The 14,085-nt window shown below is 58.2% G+C and carries 15 protein-coding genes and 1 tRNA gene; 4 read left to right on the forward strand and 12 right to left on the reverse strand.

Going from position 1 to position 14,085, the window contains the following annotated elements; translation table 11 throughout:
• Positions 1–10: 10 nt before the first annotated feature.
• The 12 genes from J5W70_RS09540 to J5W70_RS09595 form a co-directional block, all read right to left on the reverse strand.
• Positions 11–1,390, reverse strand: coding sequence for a cytochrome ubiquinol oxidase subunit I (locus J5W70_RS09540; RefSeq protein ID WP_022396758.1), 1,380 nt, complete (start codon positions 1,388–1,390; stop codon positions 11–13).
• A 152-nt stretch (positions 1,391–1,542) separates the two neighbouring features.
• The gene (locus J5W70_RS09545) at positions 1,543–2,034 is read right to left on the reverse strand and encodes a L,D-transpeptidase (protein WP_257228521.1); all 492 of its coding nucleotides are present in this window, start codon (positions 2,032–2,034) and stop codon (positions 1,543–1,545) included.
• Positions 2,031–2,486: a low molecular weight protein arginine phosphatase gene (locus J5W70_RS09550; RefSeq protein ID WP_022396760.1), complete on the reverse strand. Its 456-nt coding sequence runs from the start codon at positions 2,484–2,486 to the stop codon at positions 2,031–2,033. Before J5W70_RS09550 ends, J5W70_RS09545 begins: the two co-directional genes overlap by 4 nt.
• On the reverse strand, positions 2,483–3,952 hold the full coding sequence (locus tag J5W70_RS09555) for a CHASE2 domain-containing protein (RefSeq protein WP_022396761.1): 1,470 nt from the start codon (positions 3,950–3,952) through the stop codon (positions 2,483–2,485). The genes J5W70_RS09550 and J5W70_RS09555 overlap by 4 nt, the downstream gene beginning before the upstream one ends.
• 18 nt (positions 3,953–3,970) lie before the next feature.
• Positions 3,971–4,909, reverse strand: a complete 939-nt coding sequence (locus tag J5W70_RS09560; RefSeq protein ID WP_022396762.1) for an aminoglycoside phosphotransferase family protein — start codon at positions 4,907–4,909, stop codon at positions 3,971–3,973.
• 90 nt (positions 4,910–4,999) lie between these two features.
• A complete protein-coding gene (trpB, locus tag J5W70_RS09565; RefSeq protein WP_022396763.1) occupies positions 5,000–6,223 on the reverse strand; it encodes a tryptophan synthase subunit beta in 1,224 nt (407 codons plus the stop codon).
• A gap of 392 nt (positions 6,224–6,615) precedes the next feature.
• Positions 6,616–7,050 carry a MarR family winged helix-turn-helix transcriptional regulator gene (locus J5W70_RS09570; protein WP_022396764.1) on the reverse strand — a complete coding sequence of 145 codons (435 nt, stop codon included), beginning with the start codon at positions 7,048–7,050 and terminating at the stop codon, positions 6,616–6,618.
• Between the two features lie 379 nt (positions 7,051–7,429).
• Entirely contained in the window at positions 7,430–7,585 is a 156-nt protein-coding gene (locus J5W70_RS09575; RefSeq protein WP_215442308.1) for a hypothetical protein, read from the reverse strand.
• Between the two features lie 133 nt (positions 7,586–7,718).
• Positions 7,719–8,222 (reverse strand): hypothetical protein, encoded by a 504-nt coding sequence (locus tag J5W70_RS09580; protein WP_022396765.1) that lies wholly within the window; start codon positions 8,220–8,222, stop codon positions 7,719–7,721.
• Positions 8,223–8,249: 27 nt separating this feature from the next.
• Positions 8,250–8,717, reverse strand: a complete 468-nt coding sequence (locus J5W70_RS09585) for a GNAT family N-acetyltransferase (RefSeq protein WP_215832739.1) — start codon at positions 8,715–8,717, stop codon at positions 8,250–8,252.
• Between the two features lie 99 nt (positions 8,718–8,816).
• On the reverse strand, positions 8,817–9,326 hold the full coding sequence (locus J5W70_RS09590; protein ID WP_180970932.1) for a ferritin: 510 nt from the start codon (positions 9,324–9,326) through the stop codon (positions 8,817–8,819).
• Positions 9,327–9,423: 97 nt separating this feature from the next.
• Positions 9,424–11,088: a hypothetical protein gene (locus J5W70_RS09595; RefSeq protein ID WP_022396767.1), complete on the reverse strand. Its 1,665-nt coding sequence runs from the start codon at positions 11,086–11,088 to the stop codon at positions 9,424–9,426.
• Between the two features lie 154 nt (positions 11,089–11,242).
• Between J5W70_RS09595 and J5W70_RS09600 the strand changes: the two genes are divergently transcribed.
• From J5W70_RS09600 to J5W70_RS09615, 4 genes are all read left to right on the forward strand, one after another.
• The gene (locus J5W70_RS09600) at positions 11,243–11,704 is read left to right on the forward strand and encodes a RidA family protein (RefSeq protein WP_102721838.1); all 462 of its coding nucleotides are present in this window, start codon (positions 11,243–11,245) and stop codon (positions 11,702–11,704) included.
• Positions 11,705–11,775: 71 nt separating this feature from the next.
• Positions 11,776–11,858, forward strand: a tRNA-Leu gene (locus J5W70_RS09605).
• A 443-nt stretch (positions 11,859–12,301) separates the two neighbouring features.
• The gene (locus J5W70_RS09610) at positions 12,302–13,216 is read left to right on the forward strand and encodes an ankyrin repeat domain-containing protein (protein WP_180973749.1); all 915 of its coding nucleotides are present in this window, start codon (positions 12,302–12,304) and stop codon (positions 13,214–13,216) included.
• An 88-nt stretch (positions 13,217–13,304) separates the two neighbouring features.
• Positions 13,305–13,946, forward strand: a complete 642-nt coding sequence (locus J5W70_RS09615; RefSeq protein ID WP_215837048.1) for a SanA/YdcF family protein — start codon at positions 13,305–13,307, stop codon at positions 13,944–13,946.
• Positions 13,947–14,085 lie beyond the last annotated feature (139 nt).

A 14,085-nucleotide genomic window follows, 5' to 3' on the forward strand; every position in this document is an offset into this window, starting at 1 on the left:
GGGCTGAAGGTTAGTCTTTGACGAAGGGGACCTGGAGCTTGCCTTCCCCGGTGCCGTCGTCTTCGTTTGCTTCCTGGTCCGGACCCTTGTGGATTTTATGGGTGATCTGATAGAGGAAGAGGGCCAGCAGCAGGGCATAAATGACGAAGAACATGCCCAGGGAGGAAAGGGCTTCCGCCGCGGTGAGGGTGGGGGATACGGCATGTTCCGTTCTCAGGATGCCGTATACGATCCACGGCTGGCGCCCCATTTCCGCCACGGCCCAGCCCACCTGGTTGGCTATTTGGGGGCCCAGCACGGAGAAGACGAAGCACCAGAGCAGCCAGCGCTTCTGGAAAAGCCAGCCTTTTTTCCAGCCCCACAGGCCCACCAGGAACAGGGCGCCCAGGGCGCAGCCGATCAGGATCATGATGTGGAAGGAGTAGAAGACGGGCAGGATGGGGGGGCGTTCGTCCTGCGGGATGTCGTTCATGCCGGTGATGGTCGTATCCAGGTCATGATGGGTCAGGAAGGTGAGCATGTACGGGATGGAGATGCCCGTCACTTCATGGGTGGACGGGTTCATCCAGCCGACAAGGTGGAGGGCCAGCGGAGCGCCGGTTTCCATCACGCCTTCCATGGCGGCGAATTTGGCGGGCTGGTGGATGGAGACTTCACGTGCGCTGGAGTCCCCCGTGATGCCCATGCCCACCACGCCGATGAGGCCGATGACCAGGGCCACCTTGAAGCTTTTTTCAGCTCCTCCGGTGAAGCGTTTTTTCAGGATGTACCAGGCGGAGACGCTGAGGACGAGCGTGGCCCCCGCCAGCCAGCAGCCGGCCAGCGCGTGCGTCAGGCGGTCCACGGTGGACGGGTTGAACACCACGTCATAGAAGCTGGTGATATGGGCCTGGATTTTCCCGTTCACTTCCACCAGCTTGTACCCGGCGGGCGTCTGCATCCAGGAGTTCGCCACAATGATCCAGATGGCGCTGAAATGGGCGCCCAGAGCGACCATGCAGGAGGAGAAGAAGTGCATTTTGGGTCCCACCTTGTCCCAGCCGAAGAGCAGGATGGCCAGGAAGCCGGATTCCAGGAAGAAGGCGAAGATGCCTTCCGCCGCCAGAGGGCTGCCGAAGATGTCGCCCACGCAGCGGGAATAGTCCGCCCAGTTGGTGCCGAACTGGAATTCCATCACGATGCCGGAGGCCACGCCCAGGGCGAAGATGATGCCGAATATCTTGGTCCAGAATTTGGCCTGCTTGTGGTAGAGTTCGTTCTTCGTTTTCAGCCAGAGGCCTTCCAGCGCGACCAGAACCACCCCCAGGCCGATGGTCATCGGCGGGAAGATGTAGTGGAACATGATCGTAACGGCGAATTGAAGACGGGATAATAAGACCGGATCGTCCATGATTGCTTGGGGATGAGTGGATGTTTATGGAACAGGAGGCCGGCAGCCAAATACCGGTACCTTCATACTTTATACATCCCAAGAGGACCTTTGTTCAATTATTTTCCTTTTCCCTGAATAACTTTTTTAGATTGTATCTAAAAAAGAACGGTTTAGCACTGAATGAACACGTCCATCCCCTCTTCCGCCAGGGCAAAAAGATCCAGCATGTCGCGGGGGGAAAGGCGAATGCAGCCATGGGAGGCCGGGGCGCCCAGCAGGTCCGTATCATTGGTGCCGTGGATGTAGATGTAGCGGCTCCGCGTGTTGGCGTTGTGCGGTTCCAGGCCGTCCAGCCACAGGATGCGCGTCAGGATAAAGTCCGAATGTTCATCCAGGCTTTCCGGGATGGCGGCGGGGTAGCGGCCTGCCGGAAGGCGTGAGATGAAAATGGTGTCCTCCGGCTCTCCGTCCCCGATTTTTTGGCAGACGCGGAAATGTCCGGTGGGCGTTTTTCCGGAGCCCTCTTCATGGCCCGTGCCAGCTTTTCCGCTGGAAACGGGGCACCGGAGCAGGATGTTTCCGGATTCTTCCAGCACCAGCTCCTGGAGGGACAGGTCAATGCGTATGGAAGGGACGGCCATGGGGGGGGAAAGAGTTGTCACGCTTGCTGTTCCATCCGGGCGATGATGGCCTGGATGGCGGCTGTCAACTGCCGCGCCACGCTGTTGTAGGCGGCCTGACCGCAGCCGATGGGGTCCGCAATGCTGCGGTTGTCCGTGTAGCAGGTGACCAGCCTGATCTTGTCCGCATGCTCGGGGAAATTGGCAAGCAGGGCGGCCAGGTGGCTTTCCGTCATGGCATAGACGTCCGTGGCGTTTTCCATCAGTTCTTCCGTGACGGGGCGGCTTTCATGGCAGGAGAGGTTGACGCCGTGCGCCTGGAGGACGTGGAGCGTTTCCGGGCTGGCCTCCTGCCCGTGCCATGCGGAAGTTCCCGCGGAACCGGCGCGCCATTCCGGATGATGCGCTGAAAGCTTCCGGAACAGGCCTTCCGCCATGGGGCTGCGGCAGGTGTTGCCGGTGCAGATGAAAAGGATGTGCTTGCGCTGTGTCATGAGTCGGGATGTTCTCTTTTGGAATGGTGGGGGATAGGCACCTCGTTGGGTTCCTGGTACAGGTTGTCCGGGGGGAGCACGTGCCCGGCTCCATTACCTTCCGGCGGGGGGGCTCCGGCGTCTTCCTCCTCCTCTTCGTCCGCATCGCGGGAGGGGGGGGAAAGCCAGGGGAACAGGCAGCCCGCCAGCACTACGCACAGCACCGCCGCCACGGGCGTCATGACGGGGAACCAGGTGTCATGGACGGAAAACAGGTACCACGCGATGACCGGGGCCGCCAGGATGCAGAGCCCCCAGATGATGAAACGCCCCCGGCGCTGGAAACGGAGGGCCCATACTGCCAGGAGCAGGACGTCCAGCACGATGACCCACTGCACCCATACGGGGGCTACCGGAATCAGGACGGCCGGGGCCGGAGCCAGCGCCCCCATGAGGGTGCGGATGGTTTGCGCCGCCAGGAGGGCCTGTGCGTCCGGCGTGTCGGAAAGGGCGGACGGTTCGGAAACGAGAACCGCGTCCGCGGAAGAAAGCAGTTTTCTGACGGCGGTGGTATCCGGCGGCCGCAGGCCGGACATGACGGGGACGATCACCTCCTTGGTGTCCAGCATGGTGGGGCTGCTGTGTTCCGCCAGGGGAATGCGGCCATATTTGTCCAGCGGAACGGAACGCTTGCCGCCCAGGAAAAGGGTGTCGCCCGGAATGATTCTCACGTCGCCGGGTTTCAGGTCCAGCGCGTTCAGGGCGGCGGCCAGCGGAAGGGTGGGGATGATCTCCTCACCCCAGCGGATGAAAAGCGGCGGAGAAACCCTGTTCTCCGGGGAGGGGGAAAACAGTTCGTTGTTTTCCACGACGGTTCCCAGGGCGGGGGCTGCCGTGGTCAGTTGCGGAGCTTCCCCCACCAGCCTGTCCGCGCGAGGGAACAGGTCCGTCTTTCCCACGATGTTGGCAGCGGGAATAACCAGGCCTTTCCAGTCCGGCGGGAGGGGGGCGTGGCGGGAGGACTCGCTCATCTGCCGTCCCAGCGCCTTGTGGCGGAAGCGGTCCAGCTCATACCCCACGGCGGCTTTGACGATGCTGTCCGGCTCTTCCTCCCAGGCCATGGGAGCCATCACGTAAACATTCCTGGCCCCCTGCTCGTACAGGTGGCGGAACAGCACCGTGTAATCCATGGGATTGGGAGGATAGGCGGCAAAGCTGTTCAGGGAGGATTCCCGGTGCAGGGAAACCACGGGAAGCTGGGCCGTCTGCCCCTTGTTGAAATAATCGTAAGGCTGGAGGACGATGCTGCTTTCCGCATTCAGACCTTCCGGGCGCACGGTCCGGTACTCTCCTGCCAGGGAACGTTCCGCCGCCCGCTCATAACAGAAAATGGTGGGCGGAAGAAACACGTACCCCAGAATCCAGCCCAGCCCCAGGGAAATCTGGAACAGGGACAGCACAAGCAGGAATCTGGGGGTCAGCGTCATCAGGAGCAGGGAGAAAGATCATGCTAGCATGGCCGCCAGCGGTTCTGCAAGCGTGGAGCCGGGCAGAAGCTTCCGCAGGTGTTCCAGCCCGGCGGGAATCTGGGCCAGATACCAGGTTTTTCCCTGGTTGTGGCCGATGTTGGCGTAGGCGCCCAGCATCTGCATGAGCCGTTGCAGGGCGCAGGCGCGGAAGATGCGGTCATCCAGGGGCTGCCCGGAAATCTTTTCCCACTCCCTGATCAATTCCTCCGCCTGCTCCGGTTCCAGACGGGCATAGCCGTCATAAACCAGGGAGGCCAGGTCATACTCCGGGCGTCCGCCGCGCATGCCCTGGAAATCGATCAGCCAGGTCTTACCCGCGTGGATGTGCACGTTCTGGGACTGGCTGTCCCGGTGCACGGGGCATTCCGGAAGGGAGGCCAGGAATTGCGCCAGCTCTTCCAGGGCCGGATGGTTCAGGAAGGAATCCGTTTCCAGCCCCAGGTGGGCCCCCAGCAGGTGTTCCGCAAAATAGGACTGCTCCCAGCGGTACAGGGCTTCGTCAAAGGCGGGCTGGAGGGGGAACTCCTCCGGAAACGGGCAGGAGTGAAGCAGATGGAGCTGTTCCATGGCCCGGATGTAGCGCAGGCGCAGGGAGGGCCAGGACTCTCCCCGGAAGGCCAGCAGGCTGGCGTCTCCCAGGTCTTCCACCAGCGCGGCCCCGCAGCCGGCGCCGAGCGGTTCGTAGTCGTAAATCTCCGGCACGTTCACTCCGTGGGCGTGCAGGTGCCGGTCCGCGGGGATGAAGGAATCATTATCCGCGCGGTCATTGCCCCACCGGATGCCGATGCATGTGCGGGAGCCGAGGCGGATGCGGACGATGGTGCGGCCGGACGCTCCCAAAGCCAGGGTATGGAAATCCTCTTCCCGCGGAACGACGTGGAAACTCCGTTGAACCAGGCTGGACAATTCTTTCATGGAGGGGCGTGGCGGAAGGGCCTTGCGGAAAGGGGGCGGACGGAGGGCAGGGAAATCCTCCCTCCGCCGGAAACGATGAAGGGGATGAAATCAGGAGGGGAACTGGCGGTCTTCCCCGTAGCCGTAATGCTCCACGACGTAATCCACATCCTTGTCTCCGCGGCCGGAGCAGTTGACCAGGATAGCGCCTCCTCTGTTTTCCCGGGCCCACTTCATGGCGTAGGCGATGGCGTGGGAGCTTTCCAGGGCGGGAATAATTCCTTCATAGCGGGAAAGCTTGAAGAAGGCGTCTACGGCTTCCTCATCCGTGGCGGTAACGTAATTCACGCGGCCGATGTCGTGCAGGTAGGCGTGTTCCGGTCCCACGGAAGGATAATCCAGCCCGCTGGCCACGGAATGGACCGGTCCCGGATTGCCGTCCTCGTCCTGGAGCATGATGCTCTCGAACCCGTGCAGGACGCCCTTGCTCCCGTAGGAGATGGAGGCGGAATGATCCCCGAGCCTGGGCCCCTTGCCGAGCGGTTCCACCCCGTAAATATCCAGCGGGTCTCCCAGGAAGGCGGTGAACATGCCCATGGAATTGCTGCCGCCGCCCACGCAGGCGCACACCGCGTCCGGAAGAAGCCCCGTCATTTCCATGAACTGCTCCCTGGCTTCCACGCCGATGCACATCTGGAAATCGCGCACCATCTGCGGGAAGGGGTGGGGGCCTACCACGGAACCGATGCAGTAAATGGAATCCTGATAACTGTTCAGGTAGGAATCAAAGGCGGAATCCACGGCTTCCTTCAGGCTCTGGAGGCCGTGCGTGACGGGCACCACCTTGGCGCCCAGGATTTTCATGCGGGTGACGTTGGGGGCCTGCTTGGCAATGTCCACCGCTCCCATGTGAATTTCACACTCCAGGCCGAAGAAGGCGGCAGCCGTAGCCAGGGCCACGCCATGCTGCCCGGCGCCCGTTTCCGCAATGATGCGTTTCTTGCCCATGTATTTGGCGAGAAGGCCTTCACCCATGCAGTGGTTGAGCTTGTGGGCGCCCGTATGGTTCAGGTCTTCCCGTTTCAGGTAAATCTGGGAAGTGCCCAGGTGGCGGGAAAGGCGTTCGCAGTGGTAAACCGGGGTGGGGCGTCCCTGGAACTGCTTGCGGATGCGGCGCAGTTCATTGATGAACTGGGCGGAGTGGGCTATCGTCTGGTAGGCTTCCGTAATTTCTTCAAAGGCGGGAACAAGCTCGTCCGGCAGGTAAACGCCGCCGTATTCGCCAAAACGGCCCTGGGCGTCCGGAAAATTGCGTAAATAAGTATGGAGATCCATGGTCTATTGCATTCGTGACTGACAGTATTTAGCACGCCGCCCCAATTCAGGCAAAAACAATCTCCGCAGGAAGCCTTTTTAGGAAAGAGTGAATTTCCCCTCTGCTGCGCTGAGGAAAAAATTCAGGCACGCAGACCGCAGCCTCCGCTTCCGGCTGGCTGTTGCTGTTCAAGCCGCGGTATATGTCCTTTCAACGTAACCCCTGATGGAAACACAGCCGGGAACAAGGGGGCGGTCCGTTTAAAACCGTAAACCGGATATGGTCAGGAGCGCCGCAAGTCCTTGCGGCAACTGAAAAACAATGGAACGGCGGAGAATTAATAAAAAAGCCCGCCCGAACCGGTAAAAAACCAGCTGCTTTTTTCCGGTACGGAACCAATAAAAACCTGAAATCAGGCCAGACGGCGCTTCTTAATGGACTTCCCGGTATCGGCAAGCGTCTGGCGTGCGTCGGGGTCCGCTCCGGCCATCAGGGCGGCCAGGTCCCGGACGATATTCTGGCGCATGCGGTCCACCAGGTCGCGCCCTTCCTGGGTGATGGCGACCATGATTTTGCGGCGGTCCTTGGCCGCGCTCATGCGTTTCAGATAGCCCATCTCCTGAAGTTTGTCCACCATGCCGGTGGCCGCCGCCGTGGAATGCCCCATCTTCAGGGCAATGCTGGACATGCTCAGGAAGTCCTCGCTGGCCAGGTAGGTCAGCAGGAAAAACTGGGGATAGGAAACCTTGCCCTCATTCAATTCTGAAGAAAGATTCAGAATGCAGGAACGTTGCGTGAACAGGATGAAATCCGCCAGCTTGTTTGCTTCTTCGGAAATGGAGCTCATGGTCGTGGTGAATGTCTGGGGTAGGTTTGGTAACGGTGCCGTCCGGAGGCTTGGCGGCGGTTCAGCCAACCTACCGCCGCCGCCTTCCGCGAGCAAGTCAAAAATATAAATTTTTATTAAAATTTTACATTTGCAGATAATAAGCCTTTTGATGGTATTCCGGATACAATATGTTGAATGTTAATAGAATGATTGTATTTTGAGGATAGAATGTGAATAACATGTTAAAAATAGTCGTAAGCTGTTGATGAATGAAAGTTTTTTCCGGAACTGCCGGGAAACCGGCATAAATCTGGCATAAAAGGGCGCGTCAGCATGACAAGCCCGGACCGGAAAGAGGCCTCATGCAAGGGCTCTCCATGGGAAAGGGAGGCCTGTTTCAGAAAAGTTTTATACGGGTGCGCACCAGGAAAAACAGGATGCTGCCGCCTTTGGAGGCAGGTCCCGTCATCAGTTCTGGACTGCCGGAGAAGAGAAAAAAGCCGGTTCTACCCCCGGAAATTTTTATGGATGCCTGGCGGGCATCGGCAGGCATGGCTCCTTGTTGGGTCCGGGCTGCTTTATTTGCCGGACAGGAGTGAAGGCAGGGAAAACCCCTTTAAACGGGCCTGGAAGGGGGCAGAAAGGGAAAGACGGCGGGTTCAGCCATGCCGATGAACAAGCGTGTTCTAGGTACGTCTGGCAGCGAACGCTTCCCCCTGGAGGAACCAGTGCGTCCCGTCCTCCGTGGCCATGTTTCTCCAATGGAACGTATTTTCCGTAAGTTCGGAAAAAATCCATTTCATCTTTTGCCCGGTAATTTCCGTCAGGACAATCCGGCTGCCTTCCTTTCTCGCTTCCAGCCGCGTGGCTTCTCCGGCCACACCGTAAAAAATGTCCCATGTCCGTTGCTGGGGATTGTAAATTCTGATCGTCGTGCCGTAGGCGGCGTCCGGCCAGGTTTTGATCTTCCGGGCCTCCCGGGAAGGGCAGATGAACACATCCTGGACGGCCATGCCTTCCAGGACCCATGAAAAAATCCATTCCCCTTTCACGTGGCGTTCATGCTCCGTGCCGTGCCCGTCAACCCATTCAATATCCCAGGTTCCGACGAGGGGGCCGAACCAGTTGTCCTCCTCCGGAATGAGGCTGTTTTTCCCCGGGCTCACCAAGGCTGTTTCAAAATCATTCATCTTTAATAATTCCATTTAAAAAGTCGGTTACACGTCCAGGCGCATTGTCCGGGATGCTGTTGTAAAATGTTCACGCTCGTAAAATCTTCTGCCGCTGCCGTTATTCTCCCATACCGTGAGTTCCTGGTGTTCCTGGTTTCGTGATTTTGCCCAGCGTTTGACTTTATCCAAAAGCAGGCGTCCAGCTCCATTCCTCCTGTATTCCCGCATGACGAAAAAGTCTATGATGCAGCCATATTTATGAGGAACTACGGAAGGATAGGGAGGTGGCGCGTTTTCTTCAACATGCACGAATCCGATAACGGCATTGTCTCTTTCCGCGATCATATTATCGCCGCTGCCGCTTTCAATCACAGGATTCGGGCAATCTCCCGTTTCAGTTGCCGCAATGCAATTTTCCGGTAGCTGTGCAGCATTACAGGCAAAAAAATCATCATATAGAGCGCTTGTTTTTTGGACATCCTCCCTTGCAGCCGGCCTTATCTTGATGTTCATGCGCTCCTGATAGCCGAACTGTTCTGCCGGCCATTCTCCGGAAAAGCGTTTTCATGGGGAAAACGTGCCGGAGAATGGCCGGAAAAGCGCCTGAATGAGTTAATTGGCGGGAGGAGGGGTAAAGGTGCGGGCCGCCAGCTCCTTGTCCATGAGCAGCATTCCCTGGCCTTCTCCCTTGATCATGCGCAGTTTGCTGATGATGTCCTTGACGGTTTCTTCCTCTTCCACCTGTTCACTGACAAACCAGTGCAGGAAAATATCCGTAGCGAAGTCCTTTTCCTCCTTGGAGAGGCGGACCAGGTCATTGATGCGGCGCGTGACCTCCTGTTCGTGGGACAGCGTTTCTTCAAACATTTCCAGAATGTTGGACCAGCTCGCGGCCGGGGCATCGATGGACAACATGGTAAACTGTCCTCCGCGCGCCAGAAGGAAATCGTAAAATTTCAAGGCATGGGCGGTTTCTTCCTGGTACTGGACGCGCATCCAGTGGGCGAACCCTGTCAGGCCGGCGTCCTGCAGGTAGGCGGACATGGCCAGGTAAAGGTTGGCTGAATACATTTCCCATTTGATTTGCTCATTAAGAGCGGTTGCCATTGTTGTACTGATCATATGTAAAATCCTGTTGATTTCCTTTTCTTCTACAAAACAAAGTCCGCAGAATCAAGATAATCCTGCGGACTGTATGACGGGGGAATTCGGGAAGGCGTCAGGCTTTTGCGGCAACCGTCTCCGGAACATTTTCCGCAGGAACCTCTTCCTCCACGGGAGGGGCGGCTGCTTCCGCAGGCTCGGCTGCCGTGTCAGTTTCTTCAGCGGGTTCCTCCCGGGCTGCCGGGGCTTCGGAAGAAGGGGTGTCCTCCTTCTGCTCCTGGGGCGCGGCGGCTTCCGCCACCGGCATGTCCGGCTCCTTCTCTTCCGGTTTCTGCTTCTCCTTGGGAGCCTTTTTGGGAGAGGGGGCCTGGGCCGGAACGGCCTTCGGACGGCTGACGGTGTTGTTGGAGAAAACCAGAATGTAGCCCTGTTCGGACAGCCAGAACAGGTCGCGGACCAGATTCTGCTGTTTTTCCGTAGCCTGGGCCACTTCCTCTTCCGTGGCCTTTTCCGGGTCCGGCACGGGGGCCAGCTCCCTGAGCATGGCGTCCACGCCCTTGCCCGGATTGTTGGCCGCCCAGGTGGCGATGGACATCAGGGAATCCGAAAGAACGGTGCCTTCTTCCATGGCCTTGGGGCGTGCCGGGCCGGTGTAATGGTTGCCCTTCCACTTGAAAATGGGCATGTGGTGGCGCGCCAGCCCGTGGCAGAGGTTCGGAATCAGCATGCTGGGATGGCGGCGCGTGGTGCCGGACAACTGGATCAGGTGCGCCCACAGGCCGGGGGAAAGATGGTTTTTCTTCACGGCTCCGTTGACGAACACCTTGTCCGTGACGTCATAGCACTCTTCAAAGTGGTTGGACTCGAAATCCTGTTCCACGGCGGCGGGGGATTCCAGAAGAACCTCGGAGGCGCCTTCGCGGACGGGCTTCCAGGCGGTGCGCTTGGAAACGGCTTCCTGCCATGCCTGCACGGCTTCCTCGCTCTTGTCCGTCACGATCTTGGAACGGAATGCCTCAAAGGGCATGCTGGCAAACTTGGTGCGGTGCAGGTTCATCAGGGCGGACTGGTAGCCGTGCCAGTTGACGGGGCCCACCAGTTCATTGTTCAGGGAACACTTGGCAATCGCCTTGAAATCGCCCTTGGGCGCTTCCACTTCCTGTTCCACGGACTCGTAATACTTGGGCATCCAGGAAGACTGCCAGAGATGCTTGACGGCCTCCTGGCGGGAAATGAAGCAGGCTCCGTCGCCGTGCTTGCAGTGGTAAAGGTCCGGGCCGTTCTCCTGCTTCATGAACACCAGGTCATAACGGTCGTAGGAACCCATGACCACCTTGGCAAGGTCCAGCAGGGAAATGGTGCGGCGGTGCTTCTGCACCTCCTGGTGCAGGGCGGCCAGGCCGGAATCCACGGGGCGCAGCTCCACGCGCAGGCCTTCGGCCGGTTCCGCCATGGGCGGGCGGGGCGCCTGTTCGCGGCGGTCTCCGTCGCGGCGCGGGCGGAAGGAACCGCGGGTGCGGTCTTCCCGGTTGAATCTTCTTTCACCATTCTGACCGTCAAAACGGCGTTCCCCCCGGGGCTGGCGTCCTTCGCGGCTGTCGCGCCGCGGACGGCGGTCGCCTCCCTGCCTGTCGCCGGACCTGCGTTCCGGATAGGACGCGGAACGTTCCTGACGGGCTCCCGGTCTCGCCCAGGCCGGACCAAATTGGAAGTCGGCCAAGCCGGAAAGGTCCGGAATTTGCTGCTTGGGGTCTGTGGAAGGAGTTTCTTCGGTCATCATGTACGGGTTGTTTCAATAGCAACTAAATGAGGTAGATGGCAATCATTTTACGTGCAAACAGGCCGAAAATTGTTCAAAATGTCATGAAATGCATCTGGAAACGCAAATATTTCCGGTGCATTCTTCCAATCCAACCTTTGTCAAATTCTCTATTATGGATAAAATACGTCAACGCCTTTCCGATCTTGGTTACGCCATTTACGATGCGCCCGCGCCCGTGGGTTCCTACGTGCAATGCGTGCGTACGGGCAACCTGCTTCACCTCTCCGGCGGCATCTCCGTGAACGGGGAGGACAAATACTTCGGCAAGGTAGGGCAGGACTTGACGGTGGAAGAAGGGCAGGCCGCCGCGCGAGCCGCCGTTCTGAACCGCCTGGCCGTCATCGTGCAGGCCGTGGGCTCCCTGGAAAAGGTTTCCCGCATTGTGGCCGTGAACGGATTTGTGAATGCCGGCCCGGATTTCTACGACCATCCCAAGGTGCTGAACGGCGCGTCCGACCTGCTGGTGGAAGCCTTTGGCGAAATCGGCCGCCACAGCCGCACGGCTGTGGGCGTGTCCGCCCTGCCGCTCAACGTGGCGGTGGAAATAAGCATGGTTGTGGAAGTCTGCGGCTAGGGATTTAAAAACCGGAAGGGGATTCGTGCTTGAATCCCCGCGGCATTCCTGTAGAGTGCCGTCCGGTCAATGCCCTCGTGGCGGAATGGTAGACGCTGCAGACTTAAAATCTGTTGTCCGCAAGGACGTACCGGTTCGAGTCCGGTCGGGGGTACTTCGCTGAATAACAATAAATTATGTAGATAAAAGGCTCGCTTCTGGCGGGCCTTTTCCGTCTTCAAGCATACGGAAATTACCGCTTTTACTTGTATCTCCGGTCAACAATAGTTACCTGAAGAATGTGTTGAAAGGAGCCTCCCCCAGTACTGCCGGGTGGAGTATTCTCCCTGTTTTGCGATGAAATCATCTGGTTTTCCGTGAAAGGCCCCGGGGCATTTATGTTCAAGCGTCCCTTGCAGGATTGCGTAGTGACGCTGTCCGGGGTCCCGGACAGCCGGGCACATGGAATTTTGGGTAGGAGCCATTTTTTGTTAGAGGTCCGGTGTTGGCCCATTCCTTCTCTTATTGACCAAAAGGTTTTTCCATTTTATATTGGCACCCATTCCGGGGGTTTCCCTGCCGGCTTTCCGGTATCCATCCCCACACCCTATGATGACCATGAATTTGAACAAACTCTCCGTTTGGGCGGTGGGCGCCTGCCTGTGTGCGGCTTCCATTTCTCACGCCGCTGCCGCTGGAATTGACTCTTACGATGCCGCTTTAAAGAAGGTAAAGGAAGTGAAGGCGGCCCTCGACCCCTTAAAGTCAAAAAACAGGCTGAAGAACTGGGTGAATCTCGGGTTGCAGCTGGAAGGCTTGAAAAAGGGAAGCGACGTGAATGGCAGGGACGCGATGACCTGGTCTCCACTCGCCTGGGCGGCGTATGTGGGAGATAAGGAGATTTTTGATTACCTGCTGTCCAAAGGCGCCAACCCCAAGGCTGTGGACCAGTACGGCATTTCCATTTTCATGAGAGCCGTGGAAGGGGGCAATATGGACATTGTCAAGTATTTGATGGAAGAATGCAAATATGACGCCAATGAAAAGGACCGGGAATTCGGCACGACCGCCCTGATGAGAGCCGCAACGTGCAGGCGCAATGACATTCTTGCCTACTTGATTGACAGGAAAGCCAGCGTGAAAGCCAGGGACAAGGGAGGCCGGAATGTGCTGGCGTATGCCGCTGATGGCCGGAATATGGATGGAATGGAAATGCTGGTGGCTAAAGGAGCGGATTTGAATGGCACGGACAAGGAAGGCCACTCCATTTTGATGAAGGCTTCCGAGCGGGGATGCCTGGATATGGTCAAGTACCTCGTCAAAAAGGGAGCCAAGGTAAAGGGAAAGACCAGGCATGGAAAAACCGCGCTGATCTATGCCGCGGAAGGCGGTTATCTGGACGTGGCGGGATTTCTGGTGGATCACGGAGCGGACATTAAGGCGAAAAATAAATGGGGTGATACGGTGCTGGATATCAAAACGGTGGATCCTGCGGTTAAGAACTATTTACATTCAAAGCTTAAAGTGAAATAGAGCGTCTATGCTGGCAGGAGCCGTTTATTGGATGGGAAAGCATTTGGACCGTGGCTGGAACAGGAAGGGCGGGATAACCGTTTTCATTTTGAAAGCGGCGGGAGGCGCCTTTCTGGCGCTGGCCTTGTTGTCGGCGGGAGCGGAGTGGTACATAGCTTCCGCTTCCGGAGGCAGGGTTTTTGAGCATTCCGCGGATGTTCCCGTTCGCGCGCCTGCCCTGGTGCTGGGGTGCTCCCCTACGTTCATGGGAGGCCCCAACGGGTATTTCTATCATAGAATGGATACGGCGGCGGAACTTTGGAGGGCCGGGAAGGCGACGGTTTTTGTCGTTTCCGGGGACAATAGCTCCCACGCCTACAATGAACCGGAATGGATGAAGCAGGCCCTGGTGGAGCGCGGCGTTCCGGAGGACCGGATTGTGTGTGACTTTGCGGGGCTGCGGACGCTGGATTCCGTCGTGAGGATGAAGGAGGTCTTTGGCGTTTCAACCATGATCGTCGTTTCCCAGGAATTTCACAATGAACGTGCCCTGGCGATCGCTGCACATGAGGAAATGGACGCGTGGGCCGTCAGCGCCCCGGATGTTCCCAACCGCAGTTCACGCATTAGAAGCTGGTTCAGGGAGCGCGCGGCGCGCGTATGGATGATGCTGGACTTGTGGCTGTGGGGGCGTGAACCCCGGTTCCTGGGGGAACCCGTGGCGGTTCCGGAAGTAAAAGGGGAAAAATGATCAACGCCTCATGCGGCCTGGAGCGTCATGAGGCGTCTTTTTTCATGCGGAACGGCAAACCTGGGGAGTGCCCGTACCTTGGTCCAATTAAGACTGGATGAATCAATCGTGCCGGTTACGCGGGGAAATCTGCCATGGG

Origin of the sequence: Akkermansia massiliensis (assembly GCF_018847375.1) — a bacterium.
Lineage (GTDB): Bacteria > Verrucomicrobiota > Verrucomicrobiia > Verrucomicrobiales > Akkermansiaceae > Akkermansia > Akkermansia massiliensis.

Coding starts and splice junctions, on each gene's coding strand:
- J5W70_RS09540 (WP_022396758.1), bottom strand. CDS start 1,390: ATGGACGATCCGGTCTTATTATCCCGTCTTCAATTCGCCGTTACGATC.
- J5W70_RS09550 (WP_022396760.1), bottom strand. CDS start 2,486: ATGACACAGCGCAAGCACATCCTTTTCATCTGCACCGGCAACACCTGC.
- J5W70_RS09555 (WP_022396761.1), bottom strand. CDS start 3,952: ATGACGCTGACCCCCAGATTCCTGCTTGTGCTGTCCCTGTTCCAGATT.
- J5W70_RS09560 (WP_022396762.1), bottom strand. CDS start 4,909: ATGAAAGAATTGTCCAGCCTGGTTCAACGGAGTTTCCACGTCGTTCCG.
- trpB (WP_022396763.1), bottom strand. CDS start 6,223: ATGGATCTCCATACTTATTTACGCAATTTTCCGGACGCCCAGGGCCGT.
- J5W70_RS09570 (WP_022396764.1), bottom strand. CDS start 7,050: ATGAGCTCCATTTCCGAAGAAGCAAACAAGCTGGCGGATTTCATCCTG.
- J5W70_RS09575 (WP_215442308.1), bottom strand. CDS start 7,585: ATGCCTGCCGATGCCCGCCAGGCATCCATAAAAATTTCCGGGGGTAGA.
- J5W70_RS09580 (WP_022396765.1), bottom strand. CDS start 8,222: ATGAATGATTTTGAAACAGCCTTGGTGAGCCCGGGGAAAAACAGCCTC.
- J5W70_RS09585 (WP_215832739.1), bottom strand. CDS start 8,717: ATGAACATCAAGATAAGGCCGGCTGCAAGGGAGGATGTCCAAAAAACA.
- J5W70_RS09590 (WP_180970932.1), bottom strand. CDS start 9,326: ATGATCAGTACAACAATGGCAACCGCTCTTAATGAGCAAATCAAATGG.
- J5W70_RS09595 (WP_022396767.1), bottom strand. CDS start 11,088: ATGATGACCGAAGAAACTCCTTCCACAGACCCCAAGCAGCAAATTCCG.
- J5W70_RS09600 (WP_102721838.1), top strand. CDS start 11,243: ATGGATAAAATACGTCAACGCCTTTCCGATCTTGGTTACGCCATTTAC.
- J5W70_RS09610 (WP_180973749.1), top strand. CDS start 12,302: ATGAATTTGAACAAACTCTCCGTTTGGGCGGTGGGCGCCTGCCTGTGT.